Origin of the sequence: Vibrio lentus (assembly GCF_030409755.1) — a bacterium.
Classification (GTDB): domain Bacteria; phylum Pseudomonadota; class Gammaproteobacteria; order Enterobacterales; family Vibrionaceae; genus Vibrio; species Vibrio lentus.
The window spans coordinates 2,750,685-2,770,080 of sequence record NZ_JAUFQE010000002.1; the positions used below are offsets into that span (position 1 = coordinate 2,750,685).

A 19,396-nucleotide genomic window follows, 5' to 3' on the forward strand; every position below is an offset into this window, starting at 1 on the left:
TCACTTTGGAATCATCAATTGTTTGGCACGTTATATATTTCCAACACAAATAGAAATGAGCTGAATTTTATAAACTTAAAGACCCATTAACAGGATCATCTGCACAGCATTAATATTATGAATATGTTAGCTAGATAATGCTTAAATTATCAATTCAAACAAGAGGTTTACTGGGAAGGCAAATGGAGCGGGCAATAAAAAGCCCAAAGTAAACAAAGTCACTTTGGGCTAAAATTCTCAAGCGAGTTATTTTAGTTCACTCTATGGGCGAGTAACAAAACCTACCGCTTCGTATGCTTTTTTCAGTGTTACTGCAGCACGCTCAGAGGCTTTTTCAGCACCCGCTTTCATTACTGCGTCCATGTAAGCACGATCAGCACGGATACGGTGGTATTCAGATTGAATCGGCTCAAGCATCTCAACCAATGCTGCGCCTACATCTTTCTTAAATGGACCGTACATTTCAACGCCTTGGTATTGCGCTTCGATCTCTTCGAACGTTTTGCCCGTCGCCGCAGAGTACAGACCCATTAGGTTAGAGATACCTGCTTTGTTTTCCCAATCGTGAGCGATACGTGGTGGCGTTTCTGCATCCGTTTGCGCTTTGTTGATCTTCTTGATGATCGACTTAGGCTCTTCTAGCAGAGTAATTACGTTCTTACGGTTGTCATCCGACTTAGACATTTTCTTAGTCGCATCTTGCAGGCTCATTACACGCGCATTCACTGTTGGAATGTAAGGTTCTGGAACTTGGAAGATTGGTGTTTCTGGGCCGTAGATGTTGTTAAAGCGATTGGCGATATCACGCGCTAGCTCTAGGTGTTGTTTCTGGTCGCTACCTACTGGTACTTGGTGCGCGCCGTAAAGCAGGATATCTGCAGCCATCAACACTGGGTAGTCGTATAGGCCTACGTTTACGTCATTTGAGTGACGTGCAGACTTATCTTTGAACTGAGTCATACGGCTCAGTTCACCCATTTGTGTGTAACAGTTAAGAAGCCAACCAAGTTGAGCATGCTCTGGTACGTGTGACTGAACAAATAGCGTGCTCTTCTTTGGATCAACACCGACAGCAAGACAGATTGCTAATGCGTCTAGAGTCGCTTCATGCAACGCTTTCGGGTCTTGACGAACCGTAATTGCGTGAAGGTCTACAACACAGTATTGGCAATCGTAATCATCTTGCATCTGTTGCCATTGACGTAGAGCACCCAAGTAGTTACCGATACTTAGTTCACCAGATGGTTGAACACCACTCAATACGATGGGCTTGCTCATGGTTTTAATTCCTTTGCTTGTTCGCTAAGCTCGTTAACTTAGTTTCTTAACGTAGTATCTGAAAAACTTAGCTTCTTAACTTTAAAATAGAAAAGCCGCACAGCTCTTCTGTACGGCTCATCCAGTGTACTCATTGATAAGTATTTTGCTAGTGGGTTAGCTAACTTTTGTCCGCTTTATGCTGAAACTAGAACGACATCTAGTAATTGCGCAATGTTGTCTGCGACATAGTCAGGGTTTGATGCTGAAATCGGCTCACCGTGGTTGTAGCCGTAAGTCAGACCAAACGAGTGGCAGCCTGCATTCTTAGCGGCTTTGATGTCGTTGCTTGAATCACCAACCATTAGCATCTCTTCAGCCTTCACATTGTGCTTTTCTAGCAACCAATTCAGTGCCACTGGGTTCGGCTTTTTCTCTGAGAAAGAGTCGCCGCCCAACACATCAACAAAGTACTTATCGATACCGTGCTGCGCCAGAACGTCTGGTACAAATTTCGATGGTTTGTTGGTTACCAGCGCCATGGTGAAGCCCGCTTTGTCTAGCTCTGCTAGCGTCTCTTTAACTGATGGGTAAAGGTGGCTTAGCTTATGGCCGCCCTGCTCGTAGAAATCATCAAACAGGATGCGCGCTTTCTTCAGTAGCTCTGGCTCAAGGCTTGGGTCAACCGTCAGGTTGCGGCTCAATGAACGTCCGATAAGAACATCAGCACCATTACCCACATAGTCGCGAACTTGTTCTTCGCTTACTGAAGAAAACCCCAGTTCCTGACAAGCTTGGTCAGCGGCAACAGCCAAATCAGGCACGCTATCTAACAAGGTTCCATCCAAATCAAAGGCGATCAGTTTTATTGAGCTTAATGACATCTTACTTTCCTATTTATAATTTTCGCCTTATGAGTTGAGCTATAAGACGTAAAAAAGGGGCCAATGAGCCCCTTAATCTAAATTTTTTTGATTTTAGGTCAACAGACCTTAGTTCTACTTTTATGCGTTAACTTTTGCAAGCTCTGCACGCATCTCATCAATCACTTCTTTGTAATCTGGTTGATTGAAGATAGCGGAACCGGCAACGAACATATCTGCGCCCGCTTCTGCAATTTCACGGATGTTATCAACCTTCACGCCGCCATCAATCTCAAGGCGGATATCACGGCCAGATTCGTCAATAAGTTTACGAACAGCGCGCAGCTTATCAAGAGTATGAGGAATGAAAGATTGACCGCCAAAACCAGGGTTCACTGACATCAGTAGAATCATGTCGACTTTGTCTAGGATGTAATCAAGGCAAGAAAGTGGCGTTGCTGGGTTCAATACTACGCCTGCTTTACAGCCGTGTTCTTTGATTAGCTGTAGAGTACGATCAACGTGCTCAGAGGCTTCAACATGGAAGGTAATCATTGATGCGCCGGCTTTAGCAAACTCAGGTACGATGCTATCCACAGGCTTAACCATTAGGTGAACATCGATAGGCGCTGTAATACCGTAGTCGCGTAGCGCTTTACAGATAGGAGCGCCAAAAGTCAGGTTCGGTACGTAATGGTTGTCCATCACATCGAAGTGCACAACATCAGCACCTGCTGCGAGTACTTTCTCTACGTCTTCACCAAGACGAGCAAAATCTGCAGACAAAATCGATGGAGCGATTAGAAAATCTTTCATACCAAACCTCTTAAGAGTGAGTAAATTGCGAATATCACCGCCTTGTGACCTCTCGTAACAAATACAAGACTCGATCCCAAGACTATTTGGTGTGCAATTCTACCTAAGCACCCAAGCAGATCCTAGCAGTTCGAAAGATTAGTTTATGAAAGTCCCCGTGAGTCACTCAATTTGATGAGTTCGAGGGTTATTCTGACTACTACAATTCTGTTGAAGCGTGTTGCTGGTTTTTCTCTTTATGAAAAAGCGCCAGTAACTCATCGACTTTATTGCGCCCTGCGCCATTACGGCTAATGGTGCGCTTAACCTTGACCACGTTTAGCTCCGCACCATGGTATAAACGGCGCGTTAAGGTGGTGTCATGGTTTGAAATCAATACAGGGATGCCTCGTTCCATTGCCGCTCTTTCTGCAACATCAGCCAAGGCCGCTTGATCATCTAAGCTGAAGCCATTACCCGCGTAAGAGGTAAAGTTAGCAGTGCTAGACAATGGCGCATAAGGAGGATCACAATAAACCACACAGCCTTTACGGGCGCGGCTAAAGGTCTCACTGTAGCCTTCACAAACAAACGTCGCTTTTTTTGCTTTCTCAGAGAAAAACTCAAGCTCAGCTTCTGGGAAATAAGGTTTTTTGTAAGAACCAAACGGAACATTAAAACCACCTTTCTTGTTGTATCGACACAGGCCATTGAAGCCAAATCGGTTCATATACAAGAAAGCAAGCGAGCGATACATGACATTGTCGGTACCATTGAACTCAGCTCGAATATCTAAAAAGACTTCTTTGCGATTATTCTCAGGACAGAACCAGCGCTTCGCTTCAGAGATGTAAGTTTCAGGGTCAGTTTTAAGAAGGTTGTACAAGTTGATAAGATCGGGATTGATATCCGCAAGCAGGTACTGTTCAAAATCAGTATTCAAAAACACTGAGCCTGCACCGACAAACGGTTCTACCAATTTTCGAGCAGGTGGCAGGTGACGTTGGATGTCTTCAACTAGGCCATATTTACCACCAGCCCATTTTAGAAAGGCACGCTGCTTTTTCATTTACTGCTCTATCTATCAACTCAAAAATAAGGCTGCGGAATGTAACATATTTTGAGGCTAAGCTCAGGGTTATTTCGCACGTTCTATCTCTCGATGCACTTGATTCATCGATTTTGCCCAAGGTTCCAACTGTTGAAGTGGTTTTGATAATGCACTTACCGCGTCTCGCGCCACTTGAATCGTCGGGTAATCTTGATAAGTGATGATAAACCACTTGGTGTCATTACGAAGTGTTGGGTAAATACGAACCTTGTCTTCGACTTCATATTCTTCAATAAAAGACTGAACATCTTCTAATGACGTCATCGCGCTCAACTGTAAGGTATACGCGCGTGGCGAGATAGCTTGTAACTCTTCACGAGCAAATGAGAAGGTGATCTTTTTCGTCGGCGGTGTTGATTCAGTTAGGTCTGCATCTTCATCAACTGAAGCTTGTGACTCGTTGTTCGCAGCATCAGGTTGCACGCTCACCGCGGCACCTGTGTTTTCTTCAACGGCAGCATCAATCGCACTGGTATCGGCACTTTTCGGCTTGTCATCCAATAACGCATCAACCACATCAGAAGTAATCACCACACGTTGCTGCTCTTGTTTTACTTCGCCAACACTGGCTGTACCTTCCACCACAACCGGTGGTAAAGATGAACTGTCATCGTCAGCACCTTGGTAACTCATGTCAGTGTCGGTTTCAGAATCAACCGAACCGTCGATTCCTGTTTGCTCTGTGCCACTTTCCACTTCAACCGTCGGGATAGCGGTCTGTTCTATCGGTGCAATGAGAGATTGCGCTTTATCATCAGGGGTTGGCTGACTGAACATCCACCAGTAACCGCCGCCGATAACAACCAACAACAACGCCACCACAATCGCGATATTGATAGGTGAACCAATAATTGAGCGAATAATAATCCTTTTTTCCACTTTCAATTCTCCTAAGGCCATTAACTCACCGGGCAAAGGTTGCGCTTTATTAAACGCACGTCGCACGCGAGCTTCAGACTCATCATCAACATATCGAATCACCAGTGATTCAAAGAAATGTTCAGCTTCGGGTTGGGATAGATTATCGATTTCTAGATCGATAGGCTTGTGTTGTTGACCGTAGCTCAGACGTGTTAACAGCGGGTCTAAATGGCCAGGTTCCGAGAAGAGAACGATATTGATCGTCCATTGAGGATTAGATTGAGCCTCAAGTACCAGCATCCACAGTTCGGATACTAGGAGTTCTGAGAGTCGGTGGGCATCATCGATAACGATAACCACATGACACGAATCTCCATCCAGTAACCGTGCAAGGCTATCTGATAAAGAGTCATGTTGATTAAAGAGTGGATCAGAAACGATCTGACTAAGAATAAGAGCTCGGTGTTGCTGATCATCTTGGCTTGGGTGACAAAGCAGTAAGCACTGATTCTTTTCTGTCGACCACGACTCTAGATAACGCTGAGCTAACCATGAACGGCCAGAGCCAGTTTTACCAGCGACCGTGACTAGGTTTGAGCCAAAGTTAGTCAAAAGCTGTAAGCGTTCTAATAGCTCAACTTGAGATTCTAACTCTAATACTCTTAATTCATGAGCCAAACTCATTGGGGATCCCTACTGATAAGATCGATCAGTAAAACGCTTCAGTTGCCTAGGGGTTAACTAGGCAACATCACAACCAAATTTAAAGAGTACGGCAGAAATCAATCGCTTGTTTAATGATGTCTTGAGGCACATCAGCGACCACTTCAGCAGTACCAATACTTGTTGGCAATACCAAACGTAACTGACCAGACAGCACTTTTTTATCGCGCATCATGTGCTGCATAAAGTCTTCAAAAGACATGCTTTCTGGCGTATGGATTGGCAGTTTCGCATTCTTGAGTATAGAAATAATTCGCTCAAGCTGCTGCTGAGAGATCAGTCCCTGTAATTGAGCCGTTTTGGCTGCCATTACAGTACCTGAAGACACAGCTTCACCATGTAGCCAATTACCATAGCCTAGTTCTGCTTCAATCGCATGACCAAATGTATGACCTAGGTTCAATAACGCTCTGATTCCTGACTCTTTTTCATCGATAGCAACCACTTCAGCCTTAATTGCACAACAACGAGCAATTGCGGTGATCAGTGCTTGTTCATCAAGTTGATAAAGTTTCTCTAGATTCAGTTCCAACCAATCAAAGAAGGTTTCATCATAGATGATGCCGTATTTGATGACCTCAGCAATACCCGCTGCAAACTCACGCTCAGGAAGCGTTGATAAACAGTTTGTATCGATGATGACAGATTTTGGTTGATAGAAAGCGCCGATCATATTCTTGCCAAGAGGATGGTTCACTGCGGTTTTACCACCTACAGAGGAATCCACTTGAGAAAGAAGTGTCGTCGGGATCTGAATGAAATCAATACCGCGTTGGTAACAAGAGGCAGCAAAACCGACCAAATCACCGATAACGCCACCACCTAAAGCAATCACCACCACATCGCGGCTGTAATTTCCTTCAAGCATGTAGCTCATCACTGAGTTGAACGTTTCAAGTGTTTTGTACTGCTCACCGTCTGGCAACTCTAAAAGAGAAGTTTGACAGCCTACTTGATCCAATAGCGATAAAATTTTATCGGCATAAAGAGGCGCTACTGTCACATTACTGATAACAACAACTTTCTGTTTGCCTGATAAAAAAGAAAGGTACGCCGGGTCTTCAAATAACCCGGCGCCAATAGAGATAGGGTAGCTACGCTCAGCTAGATTGACCGTAATCCGTTCCATGGGTTTGCTCTCCGAAAAAAATGAACTTAACGTTCTTCTAGCATTTTTACGATCTGGTTGGCTACCACTTTTGCACTTTGGTCGTCAGTACGAACTGTGTAGTCCGCCACTTCGTCGTATAGTGCGTTGCGAGATACAGCTAGATCTTCTAGCACATCACGCGGGTTGTCTGTTTGAAGTAGAGGGCGTTTCTTGTCGCGGTTAGTGCGAGCAAGTTGCTTTTCAATTGTTGTCTCTAGGTATACAACAATGCCTCGTGCAGATAGACGGTTACGGTTCTCTTTGCTCAGTACTGAACCACCACCTGTCGCAAGAACAATACCTTGTTCTTCTGTCAGATCGTTGATTACAGATTCTTCGCGCTTACGGAAACCATCTTCGCCCTCAACATCAAAAACCCATGCGATGTCTGCGCCAGTGCGCTCTTCGATCACAGTGTCAGAGTCTAAAAACTCCATATGAAGTTGGGAAGCTAGGTGTCTACCAATTGTACTTTTGCCGGCGCCCATTGGGCCAACAAGAAAAATATTGCGTTTCTCAGCCATGTTTTTAGCAGTAATTTACAACGTTAATTCAATGACATCGCCACAAGGTAGGTCAGTACAAGTACTGAAATTAAAAGGCCCGTGGCACCGATTCCTCACAGATAATTCGTGATAAGACCCGAAATTATCAAGGTTAGGTGCCACTAATGCAACTTTATTTTTAATCTAATTGTTCATTACTGAATCACAACTTTAGGTGTAACAAAAATAAGTAGTTCACTTTTACCCACATTTTCATAGCTGCGACGGAACAATGCCCCCAAAACTGGCAGGTCTCCCAACAACGGAACTTTGTCGACTGTGCTGCTAACACTGTGTTGAAATATCCCACCAAGAACAACCGTTTCACCATTATTAACAAGCACTTGCGTGCCAATTCTTTGGGTATCGATTGCTACAGCCTCACCGGTTCCTGTTTTCACAACCTGACCCGGTCTGTCCTGTGTAACACTCAAATCTAATACCAGACGATTGTCAGGGGTTATCTGTGGTGTGACCTTAAGACTCAAGACCGCTTTTTTAAATGCGACCGAAGTTGCACCACTGGAAGAGGATTCTAAATAAGGGATTTCAGTACCTTGCTCAATGTAAGCGGGCTTTTTATTGGTGGTGATTAAGCGTGGGCTAGAAATAATCTCAGCTTTTGATTCTTGTTGCAGTGCCGATAATTCAAGATCAAGCAAGGTATCTGAACCCAGCTTAGCCACCTGAAACGCAATGCTTGATGCATTAGGCGATGTCGCCCCTAGATTAACGTTGAGGTAATCGTCAATCGCACTATCTCCACCATTATCGTCATACGGTGCAATTTGTGATGGATGGTTACCTTCTATTGAGCCGCCGACTTTGAAGCTTCCGTTGGTCGAGGAAACGCCCCAACGCACTCCTAGTTCATCAAGATTACCCTCGGTAACAGTGACAATACGCGCTTCTATCTGAACTTGCTTCACGGGAATGTCTAGCGATTCAATGATGCCTCGTATCACCGCAATGTTTTCTTCCAATTCACGAATGAGCAGTGAGTTAGTTCTCTCATCAATGGTAATCGAACCGCGGTCAGACAGCATACTCACCGCCCCTTCCCCGCCAATCATATCGGCGATGTCGGTCGCTTTAGCAAAGTTAATCTTGATGATTTCCGATTTAAGCTCACCCAGCTCTTCTTCCAAACGAGATTTTTCTAAGGCTTGCTGCTCTCGAAGGTCAAGTTCAGCTTTTGGCGCAACCAAGATGACATTGCCATCAACACGCTTATCCAAGCCTTTAACTTGTAAGATAATGTCGAGAACTTGCTGCCAGGGTACGCCATCTAACCGTAAAGTGAGGTTTCCTGAGACCGAATCAGACACCACTAAGTTGAAGTCGTTGTAATCTGCAATGAGCTGAAGAACATTACGAACTGGAATGTCTTGGAAATTAATTGAGATGAGTTTGCCCTCTTTCTCCAACACACTCTTCTCAGCGACACTCTCTTTAACCAGCGGCTTACTCACGATGACCTCGATAAAACGACCTTTTAGGTTGTACTCGTATTGATAATCATCGGCGATCGTGGCTAACAGTCGGGTACTCGGCGTTTCTCTGAAGACCTCAACCCCTTCAACTAAGGTGGCAAAGTCTTTTACATCCAACAAATAAAGCTTGTCGTCATCCACCTTAGTATTAAGCAGTTCAATGCTCAGCCCTTCTTGAACTCTTTGAACATCGACCACCGCAGTGCTGGTTGCCAATTCAATAATGATGACCGCATCTTTGTTCTTGTTGACCCTGAAATCGATGTTGTCCAAATTATTGGGTGATGTCTCTGCGTAACTCATCACGCTAAAAAACAACATCATAGACAGCACTGCACCCTGTAGCCCTTTGTTCATTATCTCGCTTATTCCTTTAATCATAGTTACATCTCATATCCACATCGTGTGGCATTGGTTTACTTCAGAGCCAGCCTAACGTTGCGCTTATGCCAACAACCTAAGCCATCTGGAAGAGTTTCATTAATCTGAACGTACTGGCTCGTCACCTTAGTCACTCGGCCATTATTGAGGCCGATAAACTGGCCCTTCTTCACATTCACCACATTGCCCCTTGGCGTTTGCACTAAACCAAACACACTGGAGCCACTGCCCATCACGCCTCTTAAACGCAGCTTACTCAGCGGGTACTTCTCTAGCTTGCCATTTCGAGAGCGTGCGCTTGGTTGCCAACAGTCTTTCTTAACCAAAGGTTGGTTTTGCACAATGGCTTCTTTGGGAAGTTCAAAGGGAGGGCGAAATGCTCTTCGCTGATAGTTAGCGGCTACAAATTCCGTTGCTGGGACAAGCTGCTCGACCTCTTTTTTTGCTTTGGTTTCAACTTGCACCACAAAATCTTCTAACGAATCTTGATTGGCTTTACAGCCCGTCAGCACGAGCAGTAACAAGGTTGAACACAACGCTCTATTGAGTTTCATCGTCTACCTCCGACTTAAACTGGTAGGTATAAGCGCGAACTCGGAAATGCAACGTGCTGCTTTCTTGACTGACTCGCTGCCAATTCACATCATCGAAGCTAATAATGCGCGGCAGCTTGGCGATGGCCGCAGAGAAGTCACCAATTTCATGGTAGTCACCCGTCAGCTCGATATTGAGCGGTAAGCGATAAAGAAACTCTTTGTTCTGCTTTTGTCCCCAATCAATTCGAGTAAAGGTCAGCGCATTATCCAAGCCAAGTTCATTGACGGAAGCCAACATACTGGCGAGCTCTTTTTGCACGGGTAATTGCTCTAACAGATAATCGTAACGGCTAGTCAGCTCATCCAACAGGCTCTGAAGCTTCGGTAGAGCTGCGACCTTATTGGCTTTAATCCTTAAAGTGGCTTTCAAGGTCTGCTCTTGCTGCTTCAATTGTTGCAGTTCATCATCCATTGGCATGATGTAGAACCAAACGCCAACGCCCTGAATCAAGATCATCAGCAATAGAACCACCGCCAGTTGAGGCAGTAGCGGCCATTCAGTGATCTCATCGACATCAAGGTCTTGCAAACTGACCATATTTTGAAAACTAGCCATGGTTTGCCCCCTTCTCTTTTATCTTCGCGGTTGTGCTCTCTGCGGTTGTGTTGTCTAAAGAAACAGGGCTAAACACAAAAGAGACCTTGAAGGTCTGGAACTCCTTATTGAAGCGCTTACGGTTATGAACAATGGAATGCATCTCGACACTGTTAAGTGACTCAGAGCGCTCCAAGTTATCCAACATAGTCGCAAGGCGAGCGGTACTGTCGCTGATGCCCGACATTTCAATCTCTTGACCATTCATCTTTATCTTGTCGACATAGACGCCCTCAGGAATCAGCTCTGGCATCAAGTTCATGAAGTCAGTGGTCTTGTTGCGACCAAGCTGTAAGGATTCCACAACGTCGAGTCGAGTCAGGATCGCTTTATGTTCTTGCTCCGCGACTTTCAGTGATTGGATTTGTCGGTCGAGCTGGGCAATGTATTGCTTTAGGTAAGTAAGACGTGCTTGCTGCTTGTCTTGCTGAGCATGGAAATAGTTGCCCACCGCCCATTGCCCTGCAAGCGCGATGATGACACCAAGAATGACCAGATGAACAAAGCGCTTTTTGTGCTGAGCGCGAATCTCATCACGCCAAGGCAACAGGTTAATTTGATGCAACATGCTTTCCCCCTTGCCATTTAAGCCCACTCATCGCCATACCAGCCGCAATTCCAAAGTGTTGCCAGTCCATCGGCAGTCGGTATCTCTTGGCGACCTTATTCTCAAAAAGAGATAAAGGGTTTAGCGACTCACAGCTCAGCTGAAAGTGACGCTCAAGCTCTTCGGTGACCATGGGAATGCTGGCACCCTCACCCATCAACCAGATCCCTGAGATCGGTTGAAGCGTATTGACCGAGGAATAGAGCTGCAACTGACGCTTAAGCTTTTCAATCAAGTTAACAATGAACTTATGTGTCTCCTCTGCGGTGCCGAATACGCTCTCGATATCATCAGGGGTGTCAGTGCTACGGAGATCTTGGGTACCAAAAGCAATATCTTTGTAAAACGGGGCTGAACCTTGTGGAATGATGCCTAATGATGTTTGGTCGACACCCACATCCACCAGCAACCAATTACCCTTTTCTGGATACATGCGCGAAGCCAACTGCCAGATATTGAGTAACCCATGCGCCTGCGTATCCACCACTACAGGTTTAAAACCTGCCTTGGTTAAAGCATCCGCTCGACTCTCTACTACTTCTTTACGAGTGGCGTACACCTGATAACTGCTTGTCGATCCTTTACCAAATCGTTTGTCTTCCAGCTTTACAAAATCTAAACTCAGCTCCTCGATAGGAAAGGGAGACTGGTGAGCAAAGGTTTGATAGATCGAAAACTCTTTTTCTCTGTCTTCTAACTCACTCTCTATTTGCAGTACTTTGCTGATCACTGTGTTATCAGGTACCGAAATGGCGACGTTGCGACAGCCAAAAGGCAGTTCTTTCCTAAGTTCTTTAAGTTTCTTAACAGTTTTCTGATACTCCAGAGTATGGTTAGCTGTAAAAATGTCGTCCGAAATCGGCAGCTCTTTGTATCCCACTAGGGCATACAACTCCCCCACGGGTTTTAGTACCACGGCTTTGATGCTGTGATGATTTATATCTATACCTGTAATTAATGATGAACCCATGTGACCTAGCTCCTGAAGTGCCAAGCATTTCGTTGATTATCTAGGGGTTGTGATTATTAGTTAAATAAGCGTTAATAAACGAAAGCTAAGTTTTTAGCCTAGAGTACAAGGGTTTGCTGCTTATCAGCCTTAACTAATCAGGGATTATCCGGTGAAGTTCATAAAGCGATTATTCATATTTACATTGATTTGCATGATTCTTGGAGTCAGTACAATTTTCGGGTTTTATTATTACGTAAAACCAGAGTTACCTGATGTTGCCACTTTGCGTGACGTAGAACTCCAAACGCCAATGCAAGTCTTCAGTCAAGACGGTAAGTTGATCTCTCAATTTGGTGAAAAACGTCGCAACCCAGTGACTTATGACGAGATACCTCGCCACCTTGTTGAAGCCCTGATTGCTACCGAAGACAGTCGTTTCTACGAGCACCCAGGTATTGACCCAATTGGTATTACTCGTGCTGCGATCGTGGTTGCGATGTCAGGATCCGCAAAACAAGGTGCGAGTACCATTACTCAGCAGCTTGCACGTAACTTCTTCTTATCTAATGAGAAAAAGGTCATGCGTAAGATCAAAGAGATCTTCATTGCGATCCACATTGAGCAATTGCTTAGCAAAGAAGAGATCATGGAGCTGTACGTCAACAAGATCTTCCTAGGCCACCGTTCATATGGCTTTGGCGCTGCTGCACGCGTTTACTTTGGTAAAGACCTCCCTGAACTGACTCTTAGTGAAATCGCTACGCTTGCTGGTATGCCAAAAGCACCATCAACCATGAACCCTATCTACTCTCTTGAGCGCGCGACAAACCGTCGTAACGTAGTATTACGTCGTATGTTAGACGAGCAATACATCACTCAAGAAGAATACGACCAAGCTCGCAATGAAACTTTGGTATCAAAATACCACGGTGCAGAGATTGAACTCAGCGCACCATATGTTGCTGAAGTCGCACGTGCTTGGATGGTAGAACGCTACGGCGAAGCTGCTTATACATCAGGCATGAAGGTCTACACGACCGTCGATTCAAAACTACAAAAAGCCGCTAACCAAGCCGCGATTAAAAACCTACTTGGCTACGATGAACGTCACGGCTACCGTGGTGCTGAAAAAGTATTGTGGCAAACTGAGCAATCAGCTTGGGATCATGAACAAATCGTTAAGCACCTTAAGTCTCAACCAACCTATGGTGACCTTGTCCCTGCCGTTGTGACGGACGTTGATGCAAAAAGCGCACAGATTTGGGTTAAGAACCAAGGCAAAGGCTCTATCGAATGGCAAGGCATGAACTGGGCGCGTAAATTCCTAACGGATAATCGTCAAGGCCCTGCCCCATCTCAAGCAAAAGAGATTCTTGCGGTTGGTGAACAGATCTGGGTTCGCCATGAAGCAATAACAGGCGACGAAGTTTCTGAAGAGCCAACAGAAGAAGCAACGACGGAAACTGAAACACCGGTTGTATGGCGACTAAGCCAAGTACCAAATGCGAACACCGCTTTTGTTGCAATGAACCCGAACAACGGTGCAGTACTGTCGATGGTGGGTGGCTTTAACTTTGTTCACAACAAATTCAACCGTGCGACGCAATCTATTCGTCAGGTGGGTTCTGGTATCAAACCATTTATCTACTCAGCGGCGATTGATAAAGGTCTAACGTTGGCATCATTGATCAACGATGCGCCTATCAACCAATGGGATAAGAGCCAAGGTACAGCATGGCGACCAAAGAACTCACCACCGACTTACGTAGGTCCAACTCGTTTGCGTATTGGCTTAGCTCAATCTAAAAACGTAATGGCGGTACGTGTATTGCGTGAAGTAGGCCTAGATAATACTCGTAACTACCTAACTCGATTTGGTTTTGATATTGACGAAGTACCGCGCTCTGAAACCATTGCTCTAGGTGCGGGTAGCTTAACGCCAATGAAAGTAGCACAAGGTTATTCAGTATTCGCTAATGGCGGCTACTACGTTGAACCTTTCTACATCAGCCGCATTGAAACACCCTATGGTGAGACTGAATTTGAAGCGACACCGAAAGTGGTGTGTAAAGACGATTGCCAACAGCCAATGACTGCAGACCCAATGGCGGATGAATTTGCAGAGCAAGACGTTGATGCCAAAGTACAATACGCACCTCAAGTTATCTCTGAACAGAACGCATTCCTTGTTCGTGAAATGATGTACAGCAACATTTGGGGTGGCGGTGATTGGAGCGCAGGTACTGGTTGGAACGGTACAGGTTGGCGTGCACAACCGTTGAAGCGTCGTGACATTGGCGGTAAAACCGGTACCACCAACGATTCGAAAGATACTTGGTACAGCGGTTACGGCCCTGGCATGGTTGCAACGGTATGGGTTGGTTTTGATAACCACAACCGCAACCTAGGTCGAACCAAAGCGAACTCTAACCTTGGCAAGAGCCAGATTACTGGTGCAGAAGCTGGCGCAAAAACAGCAGAACCTGCATGGGTTGATTTCATGGGCACAGCGTTAGCGGGTGTTCCTGCGCAGCGTAAAGAAATTCCGGAGAACATCGTTCGTGTTCGTATCGACCGTGAAACTGGCTTACTGACCAACAAGTTCGATAGCTCATCAATGTTCGAGTATTTCGAGAAAGGCACTGAGCCAACCGAGTACATTACTGAACGTTTCAACGATGACATCTACTCAACGTCATCAGGCGAAGCAGTAGAAGAACTGTTCTAGTTAGAGTCTATTGAACCTAGTAAGATGAACCAACAAAAAAGGGTTGATATGTATTCATATCAACCCTTTTTTTATATCTATAATCTGATCTATCTACGATTTAAATTAAATGGCTAAACAGCTTTATCTAATTGAGTTCGGATAGCCTCAGCCAATTGCTCAAAGCGCCCCTTTAGCGGAGAACCCGGTCGGTAAGCCACGACAATACGACGTGAAGGCGTTGGGTTAACCGCAGGCACATAACACACACCATCTTTCTGCTTTTCTTTTGGTACCGATAGCTGAGGTAACAAAGTAATACCCGCTCCAGCCGCTACCATATTACGCAGCGTTTCTAAGCTGGTCGCTTTAAAACGCTCATCATCTTTTGCTCCCGCAGCAAAACAGAAACCCAAGGCTTGGTCTCGCAAGCAGTGACCATCACCTAGTGCAAGTACGGTTTGTCCATTTAACTGCAGCATATCGACAGTATCCTGCTGAGCCCACTCATGACCACACGGTACAGCAACACTTAATGGCTCGTCATAGACATCAATCTCTTTGAACGCCGCCGTTTCATCAACCGCAGCCAGCACCAAGCAATCAAGCTTGCCATCTTCTAGTTGGCTGACTAACTGATGGGTCTGCGCTTCGTGCAGGTAAAGCTCAAGATCTGGGAAACTCTCTTTTAGATGAGGAATAATCTTTGGCAAAATGTACGGGCCAACGGTAGGGATAAAACCAATGTGCATTGGCCCCGTCATCGCTTCACCGTGTCCGCTCGCCATATCTTTAAACGTCTTTACCTCGTTGAGAATGCGCTTGGCTTGCTCAACAAGTTGTAAACCTGATTCTGTAAATATTACCTTCCTTGGGCTACGCTCGGTTAACTGAAGTCCAATTTCATCTTCCAGTTTGCGTATTTGACCGCTCAATGTCGGCTGACTTACAAAGCACGCTTCTGCTGCTTTTCGAAAATGTTTGTGCTCAGCGAGCGCCACCAAGTATTCAAAGTCACGAATGTTCATGATCAGTCTCTTACCTCAGGTTTTAATAAGAACAAGGTTTTTAATAGAAACATTTAAAAGAAAAATGCTCTTGATAGAATTTACCTATCAAAACCATAACATCAAACGATTAGAGCTATCAAAGGATTTATCTAATAATGGGCTCAACGAAACGAAACAGAGCAAAGAAAAACGTTAAGCTCTGATAGAACAAAATTAAAATACTATTTAAGGAAATCAATATGTTTGCATCTAAAGAAGGTCAATCAATCCCTCAAGTAACATTCCCAACTCGCCAAGGCGATGCATGGGTTAACGTAACGACGGAAGAGCTATTCAAAGACAAGACAGTTATCGTATTCAGCCTACCAGGTGCGTTTACACCAACATGTTCTTCAAGCCACCTACCTCGTTACAACGAACTGCACTCAGTGTTCAAAGAAAACGGCGTTGATGACATCCTTTGTGTTTCTGTAAACGACACGTTCGTAATGAACGCGTGGAAAGCAGACCAAGAAGCTGAAAAAATCACATTCATCCCAGATGGCAACGGTGATTTCACAGACGGCATGGGTATGCTAGTTGAGAAAAACGACATCGGCTTTGGCAAACGTTCATGGCGCTACAGCATGCTGGTTAAAAACGGTGTGGTAGAAAAAATGTTCATCGAAGAAGACGTACCAGGCGACCCGTTCAAGGTTTCTGATGCTGATACTATGCTTAACTACCTTGCTCCTGAGCACAAAGAGCAAGAGTCAATCACAGTATTCACTAAGCCAGGCTGTCCTTTCTGTATGAAAGCGAAACAAAACCTAATCGACAAAGGTCTAAACTACGAAGAAGTGGTTCTAGGTAAAGACGCAACAACAGTAAGCCTACGTGCAATCTCTGGTCGCACAACCGTTCCTCAAGTCTTCATCGGTGGTAAGCACATCGGTGGTAGCGAAGAGCTCGAAGCTTTCCTAGGTTAATCACTTAGTCGCTAATAAACGCCTAGCAATTAAATAACCTAAGTAATACCGCTAACCCACCCTCTTGTGGGTTAGCGATTCCAAACCACTCTTATCTGAGCTTTGGAAAAAGAGACAGCTTCTGACTCGCTAACTTTTAACTAACCTATAGTTAATTAAAAGAAGAGTTAGCAACAAGAAGCAGTTAGTAACAAAAAGCTGAATCACAAGCTAAACCTAATAAAACAGAATCACAAAACTGACCCACAATCCTGACTCTTAAAAAATCACCAGAGTTGGAGGGGTTCGTTCACACTAAATTTAGCCATTGCGAGAAAATTATTATGAAACAAGTCAATGTAGATGTAGCAGTTATCGGGGGCGGTACGGCAGGTCTAGGTTCTTACCGCGCTGCAAAAGCACACACTGACAGTGTCGTGATGATTGAAGGCGGCCCTTACGGTACAACCTGTGCCCGTGTTGGTTGTATGCCATCTAAACTGCTTATTGCAGCAGCAGAAAGCGTACATCACATCGAGAAAGCTCCGGCTTTTGGCGTTCACCCACAAGGTGATATCGTGATTAACGGCCGTGAAGTGATGGACCGAGTGAAGTTTGAACGTGACCGTTTTGTTGGTTTTGTTTTAGAAGGCGTTGATGAAATCCCAGAGCAAGACAAGATCTCTGGCTACGCAAAGTTTTTAGACGACAACACGCTACAAATCGATGACCACACGGTTGTGACCGCTAAGCGTATTGTTATCGCAACAGGTTCTCGCCCTGCATACCCTGCAGTTTGGAATGAACTTGGCGACCGTCTAATCATTAATGATGACGTATTCAGCTGGGATGATTTACCAGAATCAGTTGCGGTATTTGGCCCGGGTGTTATTGGCCTAGAGCTTGGTCAATCACTACACCGCTTGGGTGTGCAAACAAAACTGTTCGGTTTAGGTGGTCAAGTAGGCCCAGTAACCGACCCAGAAATCATGGCTTACGCAGACAAAGCCTTCAATGAAGAATTCTACCTTGATGCCGACGTAAAAATCGAAAGCATGAAACGTATTACGACGGAATCGGGTGAAGATCGCGTCGAAATCCAGTTCATCAATAAGCAAGGTGAACTAGAAACTAACGTCGTTGAATATGTACTGGCAGCAACAGGTCGTCGTCCAAACACCGACAAACTTGGCCTAGAGAATACCTCTCTAGAACTTGATGAGCGTGGTGTGCCAATCGCCGACCACTACACACTACAAACATCGCTACCATCAGTATTTATTGCCGGTGACGCAAGTAACCAACTGCCTCTACTGCATGAAGCAGCAGACCAAGCACGTATTGCGGGTGATAACGCAGGTCGCTTCCCTGAGATTCGCGCAGGCTTACGCCGCTCTAAAATCTCTGCGGTATTCTCTGACCCACAAATCGCGATGGTTGGTGAAACATACAAAGAGATCATAACTCGCTTAGGCACATGTGGTTGTTTCGCAACGGGTGAAGTGTCTTTCGAGAACCAAGGTCGTTCACGAGTGATGCTACGCAACAAAGGTATTCTGCACGTGTACGGCGAGCAAGGTACAGGTCGCTTCCTTGGTGCTGAAATGATGGGACCAAACGCAGAACACTTGGCTCACTTATTAGCATGGGCACACCAGAAAAAGATGACAGTTTCTGAAATGCTGGATATGCCGTTCTACCACCCAGTTATCGAAGAAGGTGTACGAACAGCGCTGCGTGATCTCAATGCGAAACTGCACCTTGGTCCAGAGATGGTGAAACACTGTCTAGATTGCGGCCCTGGTTGTTAATCTCAAGTCATTGAAAAAACTAGCAGTTTGGTCTATTGACCAAGACTAGATACTAAAAAGGAAAGCCATTGGCTTTCCTTTTTGTTTTTGACTTCGAGCATCATCATTCCAGAACCGAGGGACGAGGTATCTGGGATCTCTTAATGCCATTGCTTGTATCTAAAGACTTAACAATTACTTCTCAGCAGCAATCACAGAGATCTCAACAAGTAGCGCTTCACGAGCCATGTCGCCAGTCACACATGCGCGAGCTGGAGCGTGGCCTTCAGGTACCCATGCATCCCAAACTGCGTTCATTTCCTGGAAGTCTTTCATGTCTTTCAAGTAAATCGTTGCTGACAGCATGTGCTCTTTGTCGCTGCCCGCTTGCTCAAGTAGCGCTTCTACTTTATCTAGCATTGTCTGTGTTTGTTCTGTGATGTCTTTGGTTGCGTCAGCACACACTTGGCCACATAGGTAGATAGTACCGTTGTGTTTAACAATACGGCTCATGCGTTGCTTCGTTTCTTGGCGCTCAATCATCGATCTTCTCTCTCTATGTCACCGTGATCCAATATCTTGTGACGTGGTATTATCAAGGCAACAAGCATAACGCGAATTAAGCCTAAGATGACATGTGTTCATTGCAATAAAAATGAAAAAATCTTCAACAAACTCGGTCGCTGCCAACGTTGCATGAACCAACTAATGGTGTTGTCGCTAGTAAGTTGGGGAGCATGGTGGTTATTTTTCAGAGAAGACCCGAAAACCATCAATGCTATCGCCTTGATGATGGCCGCGTTGGCATTCAGTAGTTTGCTGTCACTGCATTGGATAATGAAGTTTTTGGTGCTGCCTTTGAGGAAAAAGAAGCGTTAGCAGAGAGGCTTTATTAGATAAACGATATTAGTTAGGTAAACGATAATGGCTAGATGTTCGATTCAATGACCCGATAGTGCTTCGATTTAACGACCTACCCTCATTTCCCAAACAGCAGATAGAAAAAAGCCCCA

The 19,396-nt window shown here is 45.1% G+C and carries 19 protein-coding genes; 5 read left to right on the forward strand and 14 right to left on the reverse strand.

The features are described 5' to 3' along the window. Positions 1–261: 261 nt before the first annotated feature. From trpS to pilM, 12 genes are all read right to left on the reverse strand, one after another. Positions 262–1,278 (reverse strand): tryptophan--tRNA ligase, encoded by a 1,017-nt coding sequence (trpS, locus tag QWZ07_RS20880; RefSeq protein WP_017103608.1) that lies wholly within the window; start codon positions 1,276–1,278, stop codon positions 262–264. Between the two features lie 176 nt (positions 1,279–1,454). Then, positions 1,455–2,141 (reverse strand): phosphoglycolate phosphatase, encoded by a 687-nt coding sequence (locus QWZ07_RS20885; RefSeq protein ID WP_192853352.1) that lies wholly within the window; start codon positions 2,139–2,141, stop codon positions 1,455–1,457. Between the two features lie 120 nt (positions 2,142–2,261). Beyond that, a complete protein-coding gene (rpe, locus tag QWZ07_RS20890) occupies positions 2,262–2,936 on the reverse strand; it encodes a ribulose-phosphate 3-epimerase (RefSeq protein WP_029222055.1) in 675 nt (224 codons plus the stop codon). Between the two features lie 199 nt (positions 2,937–3,135). Then, positions 3,136–3,984 carry a Dam family site-specific DNA-(adenine-N6)-methyltransferase gene (locus QWZ07_RS20895; protein ID WP_017104652.1) on the reverse strand — a complete coding sequence of 283 codons (849 nt, stop codon included), beginning with the start codon at positions 3,982–3,984 and terminating at the stop codon, positions 3,136–3,138. A gap of 69 nt (positions 3,985–4,053) precedes the next feature. Beyond that, positions 4,054–5,571: an SPOR domain-containing protein gene (locus QWZ07_RS20900; protein ID WP_192853351.1), complete on the reverse strand. Its 1,518-nt coding sequence runs from the start codon at positions 5,569–5,571 to the stop codon at positions 4,054–4,056. Positions 5,572–5,650: 79 nt separating this feature from the next. Then, positions 5,651–6,739, reverse strand: a complete 1,089-nt coding sequence (aroB, locus tag QWZ07_RS20905; RefSeq protein ID WP_192853350.1) for a 3-dehydroquinate synthase — start codon at positions 6,737–6,739, stop codon at positions 5,651–5,653. Between the two features lie 26 nt (positions 6,740–6,765). Continuing rightward, on the reverse strand, positions 6,766–7,284 hold the full coding sequence (aroK, locus tag QWZ07_RS20910) for a shikimate kinase AroK (protein ID WP_004729664.1): 519 nt from the start codon (positions 7,282–7,284) through the stop codon (positions 6,766–6,768). A 176-nt stretch (positions 7,285–7,460) separates the two neighbouring features. Next, a complete protein-coding gene (locus QWZ07_RS20915) occupies positions 7,461–9,155 on the reverse strand; it encodes a type IV pilus secretin PilQ (protein ID WP_102279228.1) in 1,695 nt (564 codons plus the stop codon). A 59-nt stretch (positions 9,156–9,214) separates the two neighbouring features. Next, complete coding sequence (locus tag QWZ07_RS20920; RefSeq protein WP_076668786.1) at positions 9,215–9,733, reverse strand: pilus assembly protein PilP; 519 nt, start codon at positions 9,731–9,733, stop codon at positions 9,215–9,217. Continuing rightward, entirely contained in the window at positions 9,720–10,331 is a 612-nt protein-coding gene (locus QWZ07_RS20925) for a type IV pilus inner membrane component PilO (protein WP_192853349.1), read from the reverse strand. Before QWZ07_RS20925 ends, QWZ07_RS20920 begins: the two co-directional genes overlap by 14 nt. Beyond that, entirely contained in the window at positions 10,324–10,938 is a 615-nt protein-coding gene (locus QWZ07_RS20930) for a PilN domain-containing protein (protein ID WP_192853348.1), read from the reverse strand. Before QWZ07_RS20930 ends, QWZ07_RS20925 begins: the two co-directional genes overlap by 8 nt. After that, positions 10,922–11,947, reverse strand: a complete 1,026-nt coding sequence (gene pilM / locus QWZ07_RS20935) for a type IV pilus assembly protein PilM (RefSeq protein WP_102296354.1) — start codon at positions 11,945–11,947, stop codon at positions 10,922–10,924. The genes QWZ07_RS20930 and pilM overlap by 17 nt, the downstream gene beginning before the upstream one ends. Before the next feature lie 151 nt (positions 11,948–12,098). Here pilM and QWZ07_RS20940 point away from each other — a divergent pair, with 151 nt between their 5' ends. Next, the gene (locus tag QWZ07_RS20940) at positions 12,099–14,657 is read left to right on the forward strand and encodes a penicillin-binding protein 1A (protein WP_065104131.1); all 2,559 of its coding nucleotides are present in this window, start codon (positions 12,099–12,101) and stop codon (positions 14,655–14,657) included. 113 nt (positions 14,658–14,770) lie between these two features. On the opposite strand, the gene oxyR is transcribed toward QWZ07_RS20940, so the two are convergent. After that, positions 14,771–15,664 carry a DNA-binding transcriptional regulator OxyR gene (gene oxyR, locus QWZ07_RS20945; RefSeq protein WP_017108572.1) on the reverse strand — a complete coding sequence of 298 codons (894 nt, stop codon included), beginning with the start codon at positions 15,662–15,664 and terminating at the stop codon, positions 14,771–14,773. Here oxyR and QWZ07_RS20950 point away from each other — a divergent pair. From QWZ07_RS20950 to QWZ07_RS20960, 3 genes are all read left to right on the forward strand, one after another. Then, on the forward strand, positions 15,663–15,842 hold the full coding sequence (locus tag QWZ07_RS20950) for a hypothetical protein (protein ID WP_017086012.1): 180 nt from the start codon (positions 15,663–15,665) through the stop codon (positions 15,840–15,842). The genes oxyR and QWZ07_RS20950 overlap by 2 nt on opposite strands. A 43-nt stretch (positions 15,843–15,885) precedes the next feature. Further along, entirely contained in the window at positions 15,886–16,614 is a 729-nt protein-coding gene (locus QWZ07_RS20955) for a glutathione peroxidase (protein ID WP_017073712.1), read from the forward strand. A gap of 323 nt (positions 16,615–16,937) precedes the next feature. Then, entirely contained in the window at positions 16,938–18,404 is a 1,467-nt protein-coding gene (locus tag QWZ07_RS20960) for a dihydrolipoyl dehydrogenase (protein WP_192853347.1), read from the forward strand. Between the two features lie 174 nt (positions 18,405–18,578). Here the strand turns inward: QWZ07_RS20960 and QWZ07_RS20965 are convergent, their stop codons facing one another. After that, entirely contained in the window at positions 18,579–18,926 is a 348-nt protein-coding gene (locus QWZ07_RS20965) for a RidA family protein (RefSeq protein ID WP_004729674.1), read from the reverse strand. Positions 18,927–19,013: 87 nt separating this feature from the next. On the opposite strand from QWZ07_RS20965, the gene QWZ07_RS20970 reads away from it, so the two are divergent. After that, positions 19,014–19,262 (forward strand): DUF3624 domain-containing protein, encoded by a 249-nt coding sequence (locus QWZ07_RS20970; protein ID WP_102314086.1) that lies wholly within the window; start codon positions 19,014–19,016, stop codon positions 19,260–19,262. The last annotated feature ends 134 nt before the right edge of the window (positions 19,263–19,396 follow it).

Bases quoted from the DNA above. Each gene is read 5' to 3' on its own strand.
- rpe (WP_029222055.1), bottom strand. From the start codon at position 2,936: ATGAAAGATTTTCTAATCGCTCCATCGATTTTGTCTGCAGATTTTGCT.
- aroB (WP_192853350.1), bottom strand. From the start codon at position 6,739: ATGGAACGGATTACGGTCAATCTAGCTGAGCGTAGCTACCCTATCTCT.
- pilM (WP_102296354.1), bottom strand. From the start codon at position 11,947: ATGGGTTCATCATTAATTACAGGTATAGATATAAATCATCACAGCATC.
- QWZ07_RS20895 (WP_017104652.1), bottom strand. From the start codon at position 3,984: ATGAAAAAGCAGCGTGCCTTTCTAAAATGGGCTGGTGGTAAATATGGC.
- QWZ07_RS20955 (WP_017073712.1), top strand. From the start codon at position 15,886: ATGTTTGCATCTAAAGAAGGTCAATCAATCCCTCAAGTAACATTCCCA.
- QWZ07_RS20915 (WP_102279228.1), bottom strand. From the start codon at position 9,155: ATGAACAAAGGGCTACAGGGTGCAGTGCTGTCTATGATGTTGTTTTTT.
- QWZ07_RS20885 (WP_192853352.1), bottom strand. From the start codon at position 2,141: ATGTCATTAAGCTCAATAAAACTGATCGCCTTTGATTTGGATGGAACC.
- QWZ07_RS20900 (WP_192853351.1), bottom strand. From the start codon at position 5,571: ATGAGTTTGGCTCATGAATTAAGAGTATTAGAGTTAGAATCTCAAGTT.
- trpS (WP_017103608.1), bottom strand. From the start codon at position 1,278: ATGAGCAAGCCCATCGTATTGAGTGGTGTTCAACCATCTGGTGAACTA.
- aroK (WP_004729664.1), bottom strand. From the start codon at position 7,284: ATGGCTGAGAAACGCAATATTTTTCTTGTTGGCCCAATGGGCGCCGGC.
- QWZ07_RS20925 (WP_192853349.1), bottom strand. From the start codon at position 10,331: ATGGCTAGTTTTCAAAATATGGTCAGTTTGCAAGACCTTGATGTCGAT.
- QWZ07_RS20920 (WP_076668786.1), bottom strand. From the start codon at position 9,733: ATGAAACTCAATAGAGCGTTGTGTTCAACCTTGTTACTGCTCGTGCTG.
- QWZ07_RS20970 (WP_102314086.1), top strand. From the start codon at position 19,014: ATGACATGTGTTCATTGCAATAAAAATGAAAAAATCTTCAACAAACTC.
- oxyR (WP_017108572.1), bottom strand. From the start codon at position 15,664: ATGAACATTCGTGACTTTGAATACTTGGTGGCGCTCGCTGAGCACAAA.
- QWZ07_RS20950 (WP_017086012.1), top strand. From the start codon at position 15,663: ATGATCAGTCTCTTACCTCAGGTTTTAATAAGAACAAGGTTTTTAATA.
- QWZ07_RS20930 (WP_192853348.1), bottom strand. From the start codon at position 10,938: ATGTTGCATCAAATTAACCTGTTGCCTTGGCGTGATGAGATTCGCGCT.
- QWZ07_RS20960 (WP_192853347.1), top strand. From the start codon at position 16,938: ATGAAACAAGTCAATGTAGATGTAGCAGTTATCGGGGGCGGTACGGCA.
- QWZ07_RS20965 (WP_004729674.1), bottom strand. From the start codon at position 18,926: ATGATTGAGCGCCAAGAAACGAAGCAACGCATGAGCCGTATTGTTAAA.